The sequence below is a fragment of the Massilia sp. Masssp94 genome (assembly GCF_059491305.1).
This window is the reverse complement of record NZ_CP168501.1, coordinates 1,135,937-1,152,017: the sequence shown is the minus strand read 5'-3', so window position 1 is coordinate 1,152,017 and position 16,081 is coordinate 1,135,937. Positions and strand designations below refer to the sequence as shown.

Sequence of the window (16,081 nt, the reverse complement as noted above, 5' to 3'; positions counted from 1 at the left end):
CGCGGGGAGTGCGTACGAGGAACGCGCTCCCCGGTGGTACTTCACACGTTCAGCGGGGACGTCGCGGTGGCCGGTTTCCAGGGCCCGGCGCAGTACGCGGTGGCGGCATTGTTCCCGGTCCGTGCGCCCTCCTGTTTCCACGGGCCCGCGCAGTAGGCGGTGGCGGCGTGCTTGTCCCACGGCCCGGCGCAGTAGGCGGTCGTGGCCTGGGCGGCGCCATGGGCATGCGGCTTGTCCCACGGACCCGCGCAGTAGGCGGTGCTGGCGTGCTTGTCCCACGGGCCGGCGCAGTAGGCCGTACCGGCGCCGGCGGCGGCGCGGGCACGGGGTTTGTCCCACGGACCGGCACAGTAGGCGGTCTCGCCGCGGGCGGCGGCCTGCGCGCCCTGCTTGTCCCACGGACCGGCGCAATAGGCCGTGCCGGACGCTTCCACCGGCGTCGCGTCCGCCACCGGATAGGCTTCGCCGAACGTCGCTTCGTACAGGCTCTGCATGCGCTCGCCGCTGTCGATGCGGAACTGTGCGTCGTCGCCACCGCGCATGCCGACGTACGGGTAATGGTGGACGAAGTAGCCGAACGCCTGCTCGCAGTCGACCGCGTACTTCATCGTGTCGAGGATGTGGTAGTGCCAGAACGTGTCCACGTCGACCAGGGGCGCGATGGACTCGTCGGGATACATCTTCATCAGGCACAGGAAGCGCCGGTATTCCTTTTCCACGGCATTGGCCTTGTCCAGGCTCCAGCCTTCGCCAGACTCCACGTGCATCAACTTCGTCTTGATCGGTTCCAGGTCGAGTTGCATTACGGCGTTAAACAGGTCGTTGGCGTTCATGTTGGTCATCCTCATTGGTTGTTGAAGATTGCGTTGTGACTGCTTCCCTAGTTGTGGTTGTGTTGGCTTGTCGGGCCAGCGCTGGACAGTAATTCCTCAAGGTTCGTGATGACATCTGCCAACGAGTGGGTCGATTCGTTGGCGCGCCTTACACGTAATCAATGTAATTCACGCAATCTGATGAGATATTGATATTTGTCAAAGAAACAACATTTGTTGTTGAGTCGGCTATACAATTTCTTTTTCATGAAGTTGCGATACCCGCGGGGAATAGGCGTGACGAGGCGTCGCCCGATTGGGCGGCGCTGGTCGTTGCGAAGGAAGTGTTTAGACGACGGCCGAACCCGGGCCGTGTTCCTGCTGCAGGGGAACGGCGGGTTCGGGGCCGCCGATGACGGGCGCCGACACGATCACGGTCGTGCCGCCGCCCGGTTCGCTGAAGACGGCGCAGGTGCCGCCGAGGATCACGATGCGCTCCTCGATGCCCACCAGGCCGAACGACTCATACTTGTTACGCCCGCCGGGGGGCAGGCCGCAGCCGTTGTCGCGTACCGTCAGCGACAGCCAGCCGCCGTTCAGGCGCAGCTCCACTTTCACGCGCGTCGCGTTGGCATGCCGGACGATGTTCGTCAGCGATTCCTGCAGGATGCGGAAAAAGGCTGTCGCGCAATGGTCGGGCAGGGCGATCTCGCCGTGGTCGTCGCGGATCTCGCACTGGATGCCCGTACGTTTCTGGAACTGGTCCACCTGCCATTCGACGGCCGCCGACAGGCCCAGGTCGAGCACGGTCGGGCGCAGGTCGTTGATGATCTGGCGCACGCTCTTGATCGTCGTGTCGATCTGCTGCAGCGTGGAACGGGCACGCGTGTTCAGGTGGTTGTGCGTGCCCTGCGTGCGGCCGGCCAGCAGCTCGGCTTCGATGCGCAGGGCGAGCAGGCTCTGGCCGAGGTCGTCGTGGATCTCGCGCGCGATGCGCTTGCGTTCCAGTTCCTTGATCTGGTACGCGTGGTCGGCCAGGCGCCTGAGCTTCTGGTGCGACAGTTGCAGCCTGGTCTGGCTCTCGCGCAGCTCGCTCGTCATCTCCTGCGCCAGTTCGAGGGCGGCGCGACGCGACGAGGTCAGGATGTGCAGCAGGGCGTACAGCAGGACGGAGCCGATGAAGCCGAACGCCATCATCAGCTTCGGATAATAGACGTCGAAATGCGTGCGCAGGCGGGCTTTCGGCACGCTGTACGTGGTTTGCCATGGACGCCCGTTGAAATCGAGCGGCAGCGTGGCCGTGAACACGTCATCGCCGCCGTCGAGCGGCGGCGTGGGGTTGGCGGCCGTGCCATGGCTGTCGAACAGCACCTTGGGCCAGGTCGTCGTATCGTGCCCGATCACCTCGCGCGGGCCGACGTCGAACAGCGTCATGCGCACGCCGGGAATCGGCATCTCGTCCATCACCCCGTGGAGCAGCTTGGGCAGGCTGAACGCGATCCCGAGCGAGCCGAGATAGGCCGCGCGCCGTTGTTCCGCGCCGGTCAGCAGGGGGCCGTGCCGGTACACCGGCAGGCGCATGCCGAGGTGGTTGTCGTTGGGCGCCGACACCGCCGCGATCGGCCGGCCGGACGCGCGCAACCTGCCGTCGTCGCGCGACTGCGCGAGCTGCGTGCGGAAATACGGATTGCTCATCAGGTCGAGGCCGTACAGCTGCGTATTCGTGGCGTCCGGCTCGATGTAGGTGACGACGAGGTACGCGGAACGGCGGCCGGATGGCGTGACGACCGGACGCGCGCCCGGGCCGAGGAAGGCCTGCAGTTCGCGCGCGAAGTCCGCCTCGAATTGCGGACGCTCGTCTTCGCGCACCCAGGTAGCGAAGTTGAGGGTGTCGACGGCCGGGTAATTCCTGGCCAGGTCCAGCCCCTGCACGTAGTCGTGGAACTGGCGGTGGCTGATCGTCTCGCCGCTCTGCAGCAGGCTGGCCGCGCCGTGCAGCAGGTCCGTGTACGACTTGATGCGCATGTTGATGACGGCCTGCGCATATTTCGCGTGGCGGGAGAAGCGTTCCTGCACGTCGCTCTCGATGGAGCGTGTCGTGACCACGTACAGCACGCCGCCGACCAGCGTCGACAGCATGACACCGGCCCAGAACGAGAACCGCGTAACGGAAAATGCGTCTCTCAGCGTGATCGACATGAGGCACCGCGACGGCACGGAATTGTTGGTTTAATTCAACTTACGCGGCTTGGGTGCGTGATGAACCTAGCAGATCGGGGAGTTGCCGAGCCAGCACGACGCTGGGCTCCCAATGGAGCAAAGAAAAAGCCCGATTCGTCGCCGAACCGGGCTTTTGCGCTAGATCAAATGAGTTTTACTTGCCCCAGCTGTCCTTGAGCGTCGTCACGCGGTTGAACACGGGTTTGCCCGGGACGGAATCCACGCGGTCGGCGACGAAATAACCGTGGCGCTCGAACTGGAAGCGCTGGTCGGCCTCGGCCCTGGCCAGGCCCGGCTCCAGGTACGCGGTGACGGTTTCCAGCGCGTTCGGATTGAGCACGCTCATGAAATCCTTGCCGCCGCCGTCCGGTTGCGGGTCGAGGAACAGGCGGTCGTACAGGCGCACTTCCGCTTCCAGCGCGTGCTGCGCGCTGACCCACGTGATATTGCCCTTGACCTTGTAGTTGTCCGCGCCCGGCGTGCCCGATTTCGAGTCCGGGAAATAGTTCACGTGCACGGCGACGACGTTGCCGTTCTCGTCCTTGTCGAAGCCGGTGCACTCGGTCACGAAGCCGTACTTCAGGCGCACGCGCGAGCCCGGCTTGTCGTCGATGGGCGGGTAGAAGCGGTGGTACCCCTTCGTCGGCACTTCCATGAAGTCTTCCTGCTCGATCCACAGCTCGCGCGAGAACGGGAACGAACGGGTGCCCCATTCCGGATGGTGCGGGTGGACGGGTGCGCTGCACTCCACCGTTTCGCCTTCGGGGAAGTTGTCGACGATGAGTTTCAGCGGACGCAGCACGGCCACGGCGCGCGGCGCCTTCGGGTCGAGGTCGTCGCGCAGGGCGCCTTCCAGCGTGCTCATGTCGATCCAGCCGTCGGCCTTGGAGACGCCGATGCGCTCGCAGAACAGCTGGATGGATTCCGGCGTGTAGCCGCGGCGGCGCAGGCCGACGATCGTGGGCATGCGCGGGTCGTCCCAGCCGTTCACCACACCGTCAAGCACGAGCTGGCGCAGCTTGCGCTTCGAGGTGACGACGTAGGTCAGGTTCAGGCGCGCGAATTCGTACTGGCGCGGCACCGGACGTTCGAAGAAGCCGCCGGCCGCCAGCGTTTCCACGAGCCAGTCGTAGAACGGGCGGTGGTCCTGGAATTCCAGCGTGCACAGCGAATGCGTGATGTTTTCCAGCGCGTCCGAGATCGGGTGCGTGAAGTCGTACATCGGGTAGATGCACCACTTGTCGCCCGTGCGGTGGTGATGCGCATGGCGGATGCGGTACAGGGCCGGGTCGCGGTTCGTCATGATGGGCGAGGCCATCGCGTCCTCGCTCATCCTGGCGCGCAGCACGTGTTCGCCGTCCTTGTACTTGCCGGCCTTCATGTCACGGAAGATCTGCAGCGATTCCTCGACCGGACGGTCGCGGAATGGCGAGTTCGTGCCCGGCGTGCCGAAGTTGCCGCGGTTGCGCGACATGTCTTCGGCGCTCTGGCTGTCGACGTAAGCCTTGCCGTTCTGGATCAGGTATTCGGCCATCGCGTACAGCTGGTCGAAGTAGTCGCTGGCGTAGTGCAGATATTCCTGCCCGCCTTGCTCCCACGTGAAGCCCAGCCACTTGACGCTGTCCATGATCGTGTCGACGTATTCCTGGTCTTCCTTTTCCGGATTCGTATCGTCGAAACGAAGATGGCAGCGGCCCTGGTAGTCGCGTGCCAGCCCGAAGTTCAGGCAGATGGATTTGGCGTGGCCCACGTGCAGGTAGCCGTTCGGCTCCGGCGGGAAGCGCGTGATCACGGACGGCATGCCGGCACGCGTGTGGGTGCCCGCGGCGAGGTCGGATTCGACGATCGCGCGGACAAAATTCGGCGACGGGGTGGCCGCCGCAGCGTTCTTGTCGTTACTCATGAAGCCTATCTTGAATGGGTATGATTCCCGGCATTTTACCGTACAAGACGGCATCCGGTCCGCTATGTGGCCAAGCGCACGGTTCGCGTGATGGGCAGTCCGCATACTGGGATGCCTGTCAAGTTGGCGCTTTCTATAGGATAATCTCGGTTTAATGTTTTTTCGGCCACAGCCGGAGAGTTCCAAGTGGAAAATTTATACGCGATCCTCGGCGTCGCGCCGAATGCCAGCGACGACGACATCAAGAAGGTCTACCGTTCGCTCGCCATGCGCTACCACCCGGACCGCAACCAGGCGCCGGGCGCGGAAGCGCGCTTCAAGGCCGTCACGAAGGCGTACGAGATGCTGTCCGACCCGATCAAGCGGGCGGAATACGACCAGAGCGTGAACCACCGCATCGTGCTCGACGCGGAGACCGAAGCCTTCGAATTGTGGCGCTCGGTGTTCGCACTGAACGGCGTCAATTTGGTCAACTGAGCTCCCTGCCTGAACACGTTCCAACAGAATACGAGTCAATCATGAAAAAAGTACATCCGGAGTTCGCTTTCCAGTCGCGCGAGCTGGAAGGCCAGATCGAAGGCACCCTGGGTGACCCGCCCAACCGCAAGAACTACGACATGATGGTGCAGGCCCTCGTGTCCGAATACGCCAACGGCGACGGCCTCGACGACGTCAACATGATGGCGTTCGCGCTCGTCGACCGCATCCGCTTCACGGACCCGAAAGGCCTGATCCGCGAAGCCTACGACTACGAGGGCGGCGACCCGGCCAAGGTGTTCGCGATGGCCAACTGCGACGGCGACGACGAAGGCCGCGCGATGTATGCCGCCATCTGCGACAACCATCCGGAACTGGCGCGCCAGGCCATCGTGACGGCGTTCCTGTACAAGAACCAGGCCCGCTGGGAAGACGACGACCAGTCGCTCGACCAGCTTGCGAAAGACGACGAAGGCGACGACGAGGAACTCGACGAAACCTCCGTGGGCGACGATTTCTCCCAGCTGTTCGACCAGGATGGAGGTGAGCGCGAATGAGCGACGACAACAAATCCAACCTGCCCGCGCTGAGCAAGCAGGTCGGCGAACTCGTGCTGGCCGGTTCGCTGCACCACGCCGAGGAAGCGCTGTCGCAGGCCGCCGACGAGCATGGCGACTACGCCGTGGCCGAAGTGCTGTCCACGCTGCCCCCGCAGGTGACGGCGCTGCACCTGGCCGGCTTCGACGGTGCCAAGACGTCGGTGGCGACCCTGCTGGTGCCGCCGAAGGCCTGGGCCGAAAGCCTCGCCTACCTCGCCGCCACGTGGCCGGACGACATGATCGAGGACGACCCCGAGCGCATCGCGGAAAACCTGTTCAACCACATCCACGGCATCGTCTACGCGACGGATGACGACGGGCGCCGCCACGAGCTGCTGACGGAAGCGTCCGCCACCGACTACGGCGCGACCGCGTTCGCCATCGTGTGGTCGCTGGCGCCGCGCGAGATCCTCGAAGTGGCCGGCGAGATCAACAACCGCGGCCCGCACATCAACGTGCACACGACGTCCGACAGCGACATCGTGCCGCTCGCCGTCGACCTGGCCAAGGCCAGCGAGGACGGCTGGCAGCGCTCGCTGCTGGAACTGTTCCCGGAATACCGCAACACGGCCGACCTCGCGGACGTCGAGTTGCCGGACGATCCGGACGAGGAGACGGAATTCCAGCAGCGCGGCACGCGCGAACTGCTGTACCGCCTGCGCAAGCAGGTGCCGTCCGTCCGCAGCCTGCAGCGCCGCAGCGGGCGCCGCAGCATGGGCACGGACATCTTCTCGTGACGGGGGCGAGCGCATCGATGCTGCCGGCTATCGTCATCGAAAAACTGCCCCGGCTGATCCGCGCGATCCGGCTGATTCCCGGGAACGCCAATGCCGACGAGGCGGCCGGCCTCGCCGACGAGCTGGCCGGCATCACGGCGATGGTGGCCGAGAAGTTCACCAACGACCGCACGGCCGAAGGCATCCAGCGCGCGCAGCTCCTGAGCATCGGCTGCGTGTCGCTGGGGCTGGAACATCTTGTTGAAACGGATGATCCCCAGGGCGACCTGGACGCGCTCGACGTGCTGCTCGGCGAGGGCGCGGAATTCGTGTTCCAGCAGGGCTTCCGCCTGATCCGCGACCTGGCGGCGCTGCCGGAGGACACCTTGATCGGGGAATTCGACAACGACCCCGTGTACTCGGCGCGGCGCCTGAAGGAGCTGTTCGTCGACATTTGCACGGCCGACCCGGGCGAGACGTGGTCCGGCTACGAGCGCTACCTGGGACAGCTGAAGCAGCGCCGGGACGTGCAGGCCGTCGTGCGCGCCGCGCAATGGCTGCGCCGGCACCATTGGGAAGGCCCCGTCAAGGATCCGGACCTGAACGCGGAAGGCGTGATCGCGCTCGCGATCATCTTCGGCGTCGAAGGCGGCGGACGCATCGTCGCGCGCACGGGGCAGAAGGAATTCGAGCGCTTCGTGCAGACGGTCCGCAAGGCGAAGCCGGACTTCGACGCGGGCTGGGCGGCGCTGCTGGAACAGATCCCGGCAGCGCACCAGGCCATCATCGCCGACCGCATCCAGAGCTACCGCAACAGCATCCTCCTGCAGAACATCGCGGGCAAGGTGCCGCTGAAGGAGCTGTTCGTGGAGCTCGAGAACTATGCCGGTTCGGAGATCGACGCCGAATATCCCTGATCGTCAAATCCGGTAATTCAAGGGGCAGGTGCTGAGCTCGTCAATACGGTTCGTGCGCCCCCCGATTCCCATCAGGGCTACCATGACGCTCCAGCCCCGCATCCCGTGCGGATGCGGTATCGAGCCATCAATGCAAGGAGTACGTCATGTTGCAAGCAAACGAAATCCAGCAGCGATTCACTCATATTCAGCAAACCATTCAGGAAGCCCAGCAGGCCTGCCAGCAGGATGCGCCCAACGAGATCCGCGACTGCATCGAAAAACTGTCGCGCGAAGCCAGCCAGGCGCAGAGCGTGATGCAGTCGAACGACCAGCAGCGCATCCAGCAATGCGTGGACAGCCTGGAAGACATGGGCGACGAAGCCAAGCGCATCAGCCGCTCGCTGCCGACGATGCCCGCCCACGTCGAAGCCGCGGTGACCCGCGTGCATGCCGAACTGTCGGACCTGAAGCACAAGCTGCACTGACAGGCCTCACACGACGCCGCCCTCGCGCAGGGCGGCGATCTCCGCGTCGGTCTTGCCCAGCACGTCGCGCAAGACTTCCTCCGTGTGCTCGCCCAGCAGCGGCGGCGCCTTGTCGCTCGTGGCCGGCGTGGCCGACATGCGCATCGGGCTGCGCACCAGTTTCACTTGCCCCGCGGTCGGATGCGGCAGGGCGATCTCCATGCCGCGCGCGCGCACCTGCTCGTTGGCGAACACCTCGTCCAGGTCGTTGATCGGACCGCACGGCACGCCCACGGCTTCCAGCAGCGCGATCCACGCCGCGCGCGGCCGCTCGCGTACCATGTCCGCCAGCAGCGGCACGAGCACGTCGCGGTTCTGTACGCGTGCGGGATTGGTGGCGAAGCGCGGGTCGCGCGCCAGTTCCGGGCGGCCGCCCGCTTCCACGAACTTCTGGTACTGGCCGTCGTTGCCGGCGGCGACGATGATGTGGCCGTCGCTGCACGCGAACGTCTGGTACGGCACGATGTTCGCGTGCGCATTGCCCCAGCGTGTCGGCCGCTTGCCGCTGTTCAGGTAATTGCTGCCGACGTTCGCCAGCATCGCGACCTGCGTGTCCAGCAGCGCCATGTCGATGTGCTGGCCTTCGCCGGTGCGGTCGCGGTGGGTCAGCGCGGCGAGCACGGCGACGGTCGCGTACATGCCCGTCATCAGGTCCGTCAGCGCGACGCCCACTTTCTGCGGGCCGCCACCCGGCAGGTCATCGCGTTCGCCCGTTACCGACATCAGCCCGCCCATGCCCTGGATCAGGAAGTCGTAGCCGGCGCGGTGCGCGTACGGCCCGTCCTGGCCGAAGCCCGTGATCGAGCAGTACACGAGGTCCGGCCTGATGGCCTTCAGCGTGTCGTAATCGAGGCCGTAGCGCTTGAGGTGGCCGACCTTGAAGTTCTCGATGACGACGTCGCAATGGCGCACCAGTTCGCGCAGCAGCGCCTGGCCCGGTTCGCTCGCGATGTCGACCGTGAGCGAGCGCTTGCCGCGGTTGGCCGACAGGTAGTAGGCGGCTTCGGTGGTGGGCCGGCCATCGGCGTCCGGCGCGTACGGCGGGCCCCAGGCGCGCGTGTCGTCGCCGGCGCCGGGGCGCTCGATCTTGATGATGTCGGCGCCAAGGTCGGCGAGATTCTGCGAGCACCACGGCCCGGCCAGCACGCGCGACAGGTCGAGCACGCGGATGTGGCCCAGCGCGCCCTGCAGGCGATTGTCCGGACCGTTGTGCGGTCCGTTCGGAATGAATGCCATCTGGTCTCCGATTCGATGAGTTGTTCTCGGCGCGGATTATACGTCGCGCTCGTCGCGCTCCCGCGAGCGGGCGTCGTCCAGCGCGGCGGCGAATGCGTCGCGTTCGCGGTCGACGATGTCGTCGACCATGCGCTCGTCCAGCCCCATCCCTTCGAGCACGAAGGCCGACAACTGCAGGCTCGCTTCGAGCGTCTCCGGCACGACGACGTTGGCACCGGCCCGCTTGAGGGCGCGTGCGTGTTTTTCGTCGCGCGAGCGCGCGTACAACTGCACGTGCGGGAACTCGCGCCGGATGCCGCGCACGGCCTGCAGCGCGGAGGCTGGATGATCCATCGTCAGCACGATTGCCGGCGCCTCGTCCGCATGCACGCGGCGCAGCAGTTCCGGCCGCGCCGCGTTGCCGAAATAAACGGGCACGCCGTTCGCGTGCAGCTGCGAGACGAGCTTCGCGTCGTTCTCGAACGCGACGTAGGGAATCTGCTGGGCCGCGAGCAGCTTGGCCAGCTGCTGGCCGACGCGTCCGAAACCGGCGATGATCACGCGGCCCCGCGCCGCATCGAGTTCGTTGTCGGCCAGGTGAGCCGCGGCGCCCCGGGGCTCCGCCGCCGAGCGTTCGCCGATCGCATGGCCGATGCGCGCCAGCAGCGGCGTGATGAACAGCGACAGGCCGACGGCCAGCATCACGCGCGCGCCGAGGGCGCCATCCAGCAGCTTCGACGCGGTCGCGTAGCCGATCACGATGAACGCGAATTCGCCGCCCTGGCCCAGCAGCAGGCCGCCTTCGATCGCGCGGCCCCACGGCAGGCCGCCGAGCCGCAGCAGCGGCGCGACGACGAGGCCCTTGAGCAGGACGAGGCCCAGCACGGCGCACGCGAGCCACAGCGGCGCGTGCAGGATCTGCAGCGCGTCCATGCCCATGCCGACCGTCATGAAGAACAGCCCCATGAGCAGGCCCTTGAACGGCTCGACCATCAGCTCGACCTCGTGCTTGAATTCCGTTTCCGCGAGAAGGAGTCCGGCGATCAGCGCACCGAGCGCCATCGACAGGCCGGCCAGGTGCGACAGCGCGGCGATGCCGAAGGTCGACAGCAGGATCAGGGCCATGAACACGTCCGGCTGGCGATGGCGGGCAAACGCGCGGAACAGCGGGTGCACGACCTTGCCGCCGACGAGGTAGATGAGGGCGATGGCGACGGCCGCCTTGGCCATCGCGAGCAGGGCGATCAACGCGACGTTCGCGCCGCCGCCTTCGTTCTTGCCGAGCGCCCCGATCAGGATCAGGATCGGCACGACGGCGAGATCCTGCAGCATCAGCACGGCGAACGCGGCCTGGCCGACTGGGCTCGCGGTGCGCTGGCTCTCGGCCAGCAACTGCATCACGACGGCCGTCGACGACAGCGACAGCACGAGGCCCAGCACGAGCGCCGCGCCGAGCCGCTGGCCGAGCAGAAGATACGCCGCACCGCCGATCAGTGCGGCGCACAGCACTACCTGCGCGCTGCCGGTGCCGAACACCCAGCGCCGCATGGCCCACAGGCGCGCGGCGGACAGCTCCAGGCCGATCATGAACATGAGGAACAACACGCCCAGCTCGGCGAGCATGGCGACGTTGTCGTTGTTGGGGAACGTGAACAGGCCGAGCGGCGCGAAATCCTGCGCCATGCGCCCGAGCCCGAACGGGCCGAGGAGGGCGCCGACGGCGAGGAAGCCCAGCACCTGGTTGATGCGCAGGCGCTGCAGCAGCGGGATCAGGATGCCGGCAAGGGCGAGGAATAACAGGATTTCGCGCAGGAAGGGGAAGGCGTGTTGCTCTTGCACGGATGGCCTTTATTGGACAGGGATCCCGGCAATTTTAACGCGTGGGCTCGGGGAGCCCACCCTACGGCATCGACAAATCGTAGAGTGGGCACCCCGTGCCCACGCGGTGCCGCCGTCACGCCTGCCGACTCTCTGCCATCAGGATCACTTCCTCCATCTCCTGGTCGATCTCGTTGCGCAGCTCGAGATAGCGTCCCAGCGCATGGTCCAGCGACGGCAGCAGGATCCCGCGCTCGCTGTGCAGCCCCGTGTAGCGCGGCCGCGGCGCCGCGAAGCCGTACGACTCGGACGCTACGGCTTCCAGCCGGCTGGAGTCAACGCCCGCGCGCGCCGCCGCCTGTTCGGCCAGCTCGGCCCACGTCAGCGTGCCGACGTTGGCCAGGTGCCAGACGCCGGACTCGCCGTCGATCGCGAGGTCCAGGCAGGCGTGCACGAGGTCGGGCACGTACGTCGGCGACACGGCCATGTCGCGCGCGGCGCGGAACGGTTCGCCCCGCTCCAGCGTCTGCAGCGCGAGGGTGACGAAGTTGTACTTGTCCCACGGGCCGAAGAAGGCGCTCGTGCGCACGACGAGGGCGCCCGGGTGCTTGTCCTGCACGCGCAGCTCGGCCTCGGCCTTGCTGCGGCCGTAGACGTTCAGCGGCGCGACCGCATCGCTTTCCACGTACGGCCGGTCGAGCGCGCCGTCGAACACGAGGTCGCTGGAGAACGTCGTCAGGTGCACGCCGTGGCGGGCGCACGCGGCGGCCAGGATCGCGGGGCCGATCGCGTTCTCGCGGAAGCAGCGCTCGGCGTCGCGCTCGGCATCGTCCACGCGCACGTAGCCCGCCGTGTTGACGACGGCCCAGGGCCGGTACTTGTCCAGCGCGCGTTCGACGGAGGCCGGGTCCGTGATGTCCATGTCCTGGCGCGACAGCAGCCGGTACGCGAGGTTGCGCTTGCGGCAGATGCGGGCGAACGCGCGCCCCAGTGTGCCGGACGCGCCCGTGATCAGGATCGGTGCCGCATCCTTGCCGACGAGCGTGTGGCCGTCGGCGGTGATCGACGTCAGCGCATCGGGCGTCGCGACGGGCGTGCACAGCCAGCGGCCCGGCCGGCGCCACCAGCCCTGGCCGCGCAGCACCGGGTGCGACAGCGGCGCGTCGGCCGACAGTTCCCGCATCATGCGCGCGACGGCCGTCGGACGCGGTTCCGGCGCGCGCACGTCGAACGGGCCCGGTTCGTAATAACCGTTGTTGCAGGTGACGAGGCTGTTCCAGTCGAACGAGCCCAGCAGCGACCAGACGGTGACGGCGCGCAGGTCGACGCCGTTCGCGCGCACTTCCTTGCCCGCTTCCCAGATCTCCAGCAGCCAGCGCAACTGGTCTTCGCGGTTGGCGTCGATGTGGGCCTCGGTGACGGCGAGCGGGATGTGGTACCGGTCCCAGATCTCGTGCAGCAGCGGGGCGATGCCGGCCGTGGGCGTCGCGAGCGCGCGCGAGGCCTCGATGTCGGCGCACGGGATGCCGTCGGCCACGCCGCGGTGGTGCGCCGGATAGCGGTCCGGACGGTGGTCGAGCCAGCGCTCGCTCGTCACATAGTAATTGACGCCGATGACGTCCGGCGGGCACGGGTTGTCGCGGAACCACAGGAATTCCTCGGCCGGAATACCGGTCTTCGTCAGATACGACCACAGGGCGTGCTCGGGACCGACCATGCCGCACAGCAGGTCCCACGCGAGCCAGCGGCGCTCGTTGTAGAACTCGGCGACTTTGGCCATCTCGGGCGTGCTGTAGGTCTTGCCGAGATCGTCCGTCTGCACCAGTTTCGCGTCCGGATTCACGGCGCGGATGGCGCGCATCGCCAGCACCACGGCGCGGCACTGGTTCAGCAGGGCCTGCACGAACGTGCGGTCGTCGCGGCCGTGGGGATACCACACGCCGTACAGCCCGGCGAAGCGGGCCGTCGTGCACGGTTCGTTGACGGGGGTGTAGTACTCGATCCACGGATAGCGCGCGGCCACGGCGCCGGCGTATTCCGCCAGCTGTTCCGCGAACGCGGGGTCGACGAGGCTCGTGTGACGGGGGCCGCTGCCGTGGTGGATCAGGCCCGCGATGGGCGTGACGCCGTGGGCGCGGAGCGCGTTCAGGCGTTCGTCGGGCCAGGTCCAGTCGGCGGCATGGATGCCTTCCGGCGCCGTGCGTTCCCACAGCACGGGGTAGCGGATGGCGCGGATGCCGAGGGAAGCGAAACGGGCGATGTCGTCGGCCCGGGAGGCGTGGCCGTTACGGTCGAGCTGGTGGAAGTAGTCGTCGCGGACGCGGTTGACGGTGCATTCGAGGCCGCCCCACAGTTCGAGAGGGCGGGCGTGGCTGTTCGTGCTCTTCGTAGAATCCATAAATCACCAATCTTGTTAGTTTTATTGCAACAAAAAATCCGGCATGGCCCCGAACTGGCAAAAAAGTCGGGGAAGCGTTTTGGCTTTCGAGTGGTGGCGGTTGACAGCGACGCGTCAACCTGCAACCATGCCATCCATGAATTTTTCGTATCCACATCCTGTTCTCACCTGGTGGCGCCGCTGATTGCGCGCGGCCAGTGAATTGGATAGGTATTCCGAAACGCCGCCTCGATTCCAAGGTGGCGTTTTTGTTGGCGCAGCAGGATCGAGGCAGGGCGGTCAATCACCCAAGGAAAACTCGATGAGTCTGCAAACCCCTACCGCTACCACGCCCATCATCCTCACCGGCGACCGTCCCACCGGGCCGCTGCACCTCGGCCACTTCGTCGGCAGCCTGCGCAATCGCGTCACTTACCAGGACCAATATCGCCAGTTCATCATGCTCGCGGACGCCCAGGCGCTCACGGACAATATGGATGATATCGGTAAGGTACACCGGAACGTGATCGAGGTGGCGCTCGATTACCTTGCCGTAGGGATCGACCCCGCCAAATCGACCATCCTGATCCAGTCGCAGATCCCGGAACTGGCCGAGCTGACGTTTTATTACCTGAACCTCGTGACCGTCGCGCGCCTCGAGCGCAACCCGACCGTCAAGCAGGAAATCATCCTGCGCGGCTTCGAGCGCGACATCCCGGCCGGCTTCCTCACCTACCCGGCCAGCCAGGCCGCCGACATCAGCGCGTTCAAGGCGACCATCGTGCCGGTCGGCGAGGACCAGATCCCGATGATCGAGCAGTGCAACGAGATCGTGCGCAAGTTCAACCGCAACGCCGGCCGCGACATCCTCGTCGAGTGCAAGGCGATCGTGCCGGAAGTCGGCCGCCTGCCGGGCATCGACGGCAAGGCCAAGATGAGCAAGTCGCTGGGCAATACAATCAACCTGGGCGCGTCCGCCGACGAGATCCGTGCCGCCGTCAAGATGGTCTACACGGACCCGCTGCACCTGAAGGTATCCGACCCGGGCCACCTGGAAGGCAACGTCGCGTTCCTGTACCTGGACGCGTTCGACACGGACAAGGAAGGCCTGGCCGAGATGAAGGCGCATTACGTGCGCGGCGGCCTGGGCGATTCCGTCGTCAAGAAGCGCCTGGAAGGCATCCTGCAGGACATGCTGGCGCCGATCCGCGCCCGCCGCGAGGAACTGGCCAAGGACAAGGGCCAGGTCATGCAAATCCTCAAGGAAGGCACGATGAAGGCGCGCGAAGTGGCGGCGCGTACGACGGACGAGGTGCGCAAGGCGCTTGGTCTGTCCTACTTCTAAACCGCAGCGGGTAGCGGAAAACGCGCTTTGAGGTAGCGCAAGGTGATCGCCTTGCGCTTTCTTGTGGTCCGGTTCGTGTATCGATGGCAAGCTGCGGCTTTCGCCACCGATGAAGGAGCCGCACCATGAGCAAAGGATTGCGTTGGACCGAACAATGGATGCGCCGGGCGCTGTGGCTCGTCGCGTTCGTCTTCGCCGGATTCCTGATCGGGCTCGGCAACCAGGTCGTCGACAACGTGATGTACCTGGAGCCCGTGCCCCCAGCCGAACAATTTCTCGATCCCGCAAAGGCGGGCCCGCTGCGGGCCGCGGCCGAGCAGGCGCAGCAGACGCGCGAAGCGGCGGACGCGGCGCTGGAGCAGGCCCAGCAGAAACACCGCGTGGCGCAGGCCAACACGACAAGCGCGCGCGACGCCTTCGAGAACTGGATCGCGACGCGCCACGTGACGGCGCGCCCCGACCAGGACACGGAACTGATCGCGCGCAACCGGGAACTCGATAAACTCGTGGCAGCGGAACGCGCCGCGCTCGCCGCAGTCGAAGCCCAGGAACAGGTCGAACTCGACGCCAAACAGGCCCAGCAGAAGGCCGCGGCGGCCTACGAGGCGCTTCTGGAACCGGCACGCGAGGCCGCGAACGAGGCCGCGGCCAGGGCCGCGCGCAAGGTCTTCCTGATCCGCCTCGGCGTGACCCTGCCGCTGCTGCTGGTCGCGGGCGCGCTGTTCAAATACAAGCGCAACGGCACGTACTGGCCGTTCACGTGGGGTTTCATCTTCTTCGCGCTGTTCGCGTTCTTCGTCGAGCTGGTGCCTTACTTGCCCAGCTACGGCGGCTACGTGCGCTACGGCGTGGGCATCGTGGTGACGGTCGTCGTGGGCCGCTACGCGATCCGCTGGCTGCACGCGTGGCTGGAACGCCAGCGGGCCGCGGAGGCCATGCCCGATGCCGAGCGCCGCACGACGATGCGCTACGATGTGGCGATGGAACGCATCGCCAAGAGCGTGTGCCCGTCGTGCGAGCGTGCGACGAATTTCAAGGACGAACACCTGGCCCATTGCCCGCACTGCGGCATCGGCCTGTTCGACCGCTGCCCGGCGTGCACGACGCGCAAGAATGCTTTCACGCGCTACTGCTTTTCGTGCGGCACGCCGGCCAACGTCAGCCTTGCGGACTGAG

13 protein-coding genes are annotated in these 16,081 nt (G+C 66.3%); 7 read left to right on the top strand and 6 right to left on the bottom strand.

Going from position 1 to position 16,081, the window contains the following annotated elements; genetic code table 11:
- Positions 1-41: 41 nt before the first annotated feature.
- From ACEN9G_RS04975 to ACEN9G_RS04965, 3 genes are all read right to left on the bottom strand, one after another.
- Positions 42-833, bottom strand: coding sequence for a glycine-rich domain-containing protein (locus tag ACEN9G_RS04975; RefSeq protein WP_413338414.1), 792 nt, complete (start codon positions 831-833; stop codon positions 42-44).
- Between the two features lie 327 nt (positions 834-1,160).
- Positions 1,161-3,011, bottom strand: a complete 1,851-nt coding sequence (locus ACEN9G_RS04970) for a sensor histidine kinase (protein ID WP_413338416.1) — start codon at positions 3,009-3,011, stop codon at positions 1,161-1,163.
- Between the two features lie 175 nt (positions 3,012-3,186).
- Entirely contained in the window at positions 3,187-4,935 is a 1,749-nt protein-coding gene (locus ACEN9G_RS04965; RefSeq protein ID WP_413338418.1) for a glutamine--tRNA ligase/YqeY domain fusion protein, read from the bottom strand.
- A 186-nt stretch (positions 4,936-5,121) separates the two neighbouring features.
- On the opposite strand from ACEN9G_RS04965, the gene ACEN9G_RS04960 reads away from it, so the two are divergent.
- The 5 genes from ACEN9G_RS04960 (at position 5,122) to ACEN9G_RS04940 (ending at position 8,111) form a co-directional block, all read left to right on the top strand.
- Positions 5,122-5,412: a DnaJ domain-containing protein gene (locus ACEN9G_RS04960; protein WP_413338420.1), complete on the top strand. Its 291-nt coding sequence runs from the start codon at positions 5,122-5,124 to the stop codon at positions 5,410-5,412.
- Positions 5,413-5,453: 41 nt separating this feature from the next.
- Entirely contained in the window at positions 5,454-5,969 is a 516-nt protein-coding gene (locus ACEN9G_RS04955; RefSeq protein WP_413338422.1) for a hypothetical protein, read from the top strand.
- Positions 5,966-6,748 (top strand): hypothetical protein, encoded by a 783-nt coding sequence (locus ACEN9G_RS04950; RefSeq protein WP_413338424.1) that lies wholly within the window; start codon positions 5,966-5,968, stop codon positions 6,746-6,748. Before ACEN9G_RS04955 ends, ACEN9G_RS04950 begins: the two co-directional genes overlap by 4 nt.
- Positions 6,749-6,765: 17 nt before the next feature.
- Complete coding sequence (locus tag ACEN9G_RS04945) at positions 6,766-7,644, top strand: hypothetical protein (protein WP_413338425.1); 879 nt, start codon at positions 6,766-6,768, stop codon at positions 7,642-7,644.
- 146 nt (positions 7,645-7,790) lie between these two features.
- Entirely contained in the window at positions 7,791-8,111 is a 321-nt protein-coding gene (locus tag ACEN9G_RS04940; protein WP_413338427.1) for a hypothetical protein, read from the top strand.
- Between the two features lie 6 nt (positions 8,112-8,117).
- On the opposite strand, the gene ACEN9G_RS04935 is transcribed toward ACEN9G_RS04940, so the two are convergent.
- The 3 genes from ACEN9G_RS04935 to ACEN9G_RS04925 form a co-directional block, all read right to left on the bottom strand.
- Positions 8,118-9,386: a CaiB/BaiF CoA transferase family protein gene (locus tag ACEN9G_RS04935; RefSeq protein ID WP_413338429.1), complete on the bottom strand. Its 1,269-nt coding sequence runs from the start codon at positions 9,384-9,386 to the stop codon at positions 8,118-8,120.
- A 36-nt stretch (positions 9,387-9,422) separates the two neighbouring features.
- Positions 9,423-11,204 carry a cation:proton antiporter domain-containing protein gene (locus ACEN9G_RS04930; RefSeq protein ID WP_483126446.1) on the bottom strand — a complete coding sequence of 594 codons (1,782 nt, stop codon included), beginning with the start codon at positions 11,202-11,204 and terminating at the stop codon, positions 9,423-9,425.
- A 115-nt stretch (positions 11,205-11,319) separates the two neighbouring features.
- The gene (locus tag ACEN9G_RS04925; RefSeq protein WP_483126445.1) at positions 11,320-13,581 is read right to left on the bottom strand and encodes a family 1 glycosylhydrolase; all 2,262 of its coding nucleotides are present in this window, start codon (positions 13,579-13,581) and stop codon (positions 11,320-11,322) included.
- Between the two features lie 301 nt (positions 13,582-13,882).
- Here ACEN9G_RS04925 and trpS point away from each other — a divergent pair, with 301 nt between their 5' ends.
- A complete protein-coding gene (gene trpS, locus ACEN9G_RS04920) occupies positions 13,883-14,905 on the top strand; it encodes a tryptophan--tRNA ligase (protein ID WP_036238519.1) in 1,023 nt (340 codons plus the stop codon).
- A gap of 125 nt (positions 14,906-15,030) precedes the next feature.
- Positions 15,031-16,080 (top strand): serine endopeptidase, encoded by a 1,050-nt coding sequence (locus ACEN9G_RS04915; RefSeq protein ID WP_413342940.1) that lies wholly within the window; start codon positions 15,031-15,033, stop codon positions 16,078-16,080.
- The last annotated feature ends 1 nt before the right edge of the window (position 16,081 follow it).

Excerpts from the sequence above, each read along its gene's own strand:
- ACEN9G_RS04975 (WP_413338414.1), bottom strand. The coding sequence starts at position 833 with ATGAACGCCAACGACCTGTTTAACGCCGTAATGCAACTCGACCTGGAA.
- ACEN9G_RS04970 (WP_413338416.1), bottom strand. The coding sequence starts at position 3,011 with ATGTCGATCACGCTGAGAGACGCATTTTCCGTTACGCGGTTCTCGTTC.
- ACEN9G_RS04965 (WP_413338418.1), bottom strand. The coding sequence starts at position 4,935 with ATGAGTAACGACAAGAACGCTGCGGCGGCCACCCCGTCGCCGAATTTT.
- ACEN9G_RS04955 (WP_413338422.1), top strand. The coding sequence starts at position 5,454 with ATGAAAAAAGTACATCCGGAGTTCGCTTTCCAGTCGCGCGAGCTGGAA.
- ACEN9G_RS04950 (WP_413338424.1), top strand. The coding sequence starts at position 5,966 with ATGAGCGACGACAACAAATCCAACCTGCCCGCGCTGAGCAAGCAGGTC.
- ACEN9G_RS04945 (WP_413338425.1), top strand. The coding sequence starts at position 6,766 with ATGCTGCCGGCTATCGTCATCGAAAAACTGCCCCGGCTGATCCGCGCG.
- ACEN9G_RS04940 (WP_413338427.1), top strand. The coding sequence starts at position 7,791 with ATGTTGCAAGCAAACGAAATCCAGCAGCGATTCACTCATATTCAGCAA.
- ACEN9G_RS04935 (WP_413338429.1), bottom strand. The coding sequence starts at position 9,386 with ATGGCATTCATTCCGAACGGACCGCACAACGGTCCGGACAATCGCCTG.
- ACEN9G_RS04925 (WP_483126445.1), bottom strand. The coding sequence starts at position 13,581 with ATGGATTCTACGAAGAGCACGAACAGCCACGCCCGCCCTCTCGAACTG.
- trpS (WP_036238519.1), top strand. The coding sequence starts at position 13,883 with ATGAGTCTGCAAACCCCTACCGCTACCACGCCCATCATCCTCACCGGC.
- ACEN9G_RS04915 (WP_413342940.1), top strand. The coding sequence starts at position 15,031 with ATGAGCAAAGGATTGCGTTGGACCGAACAATGGATGCGCCGGGCGCTG.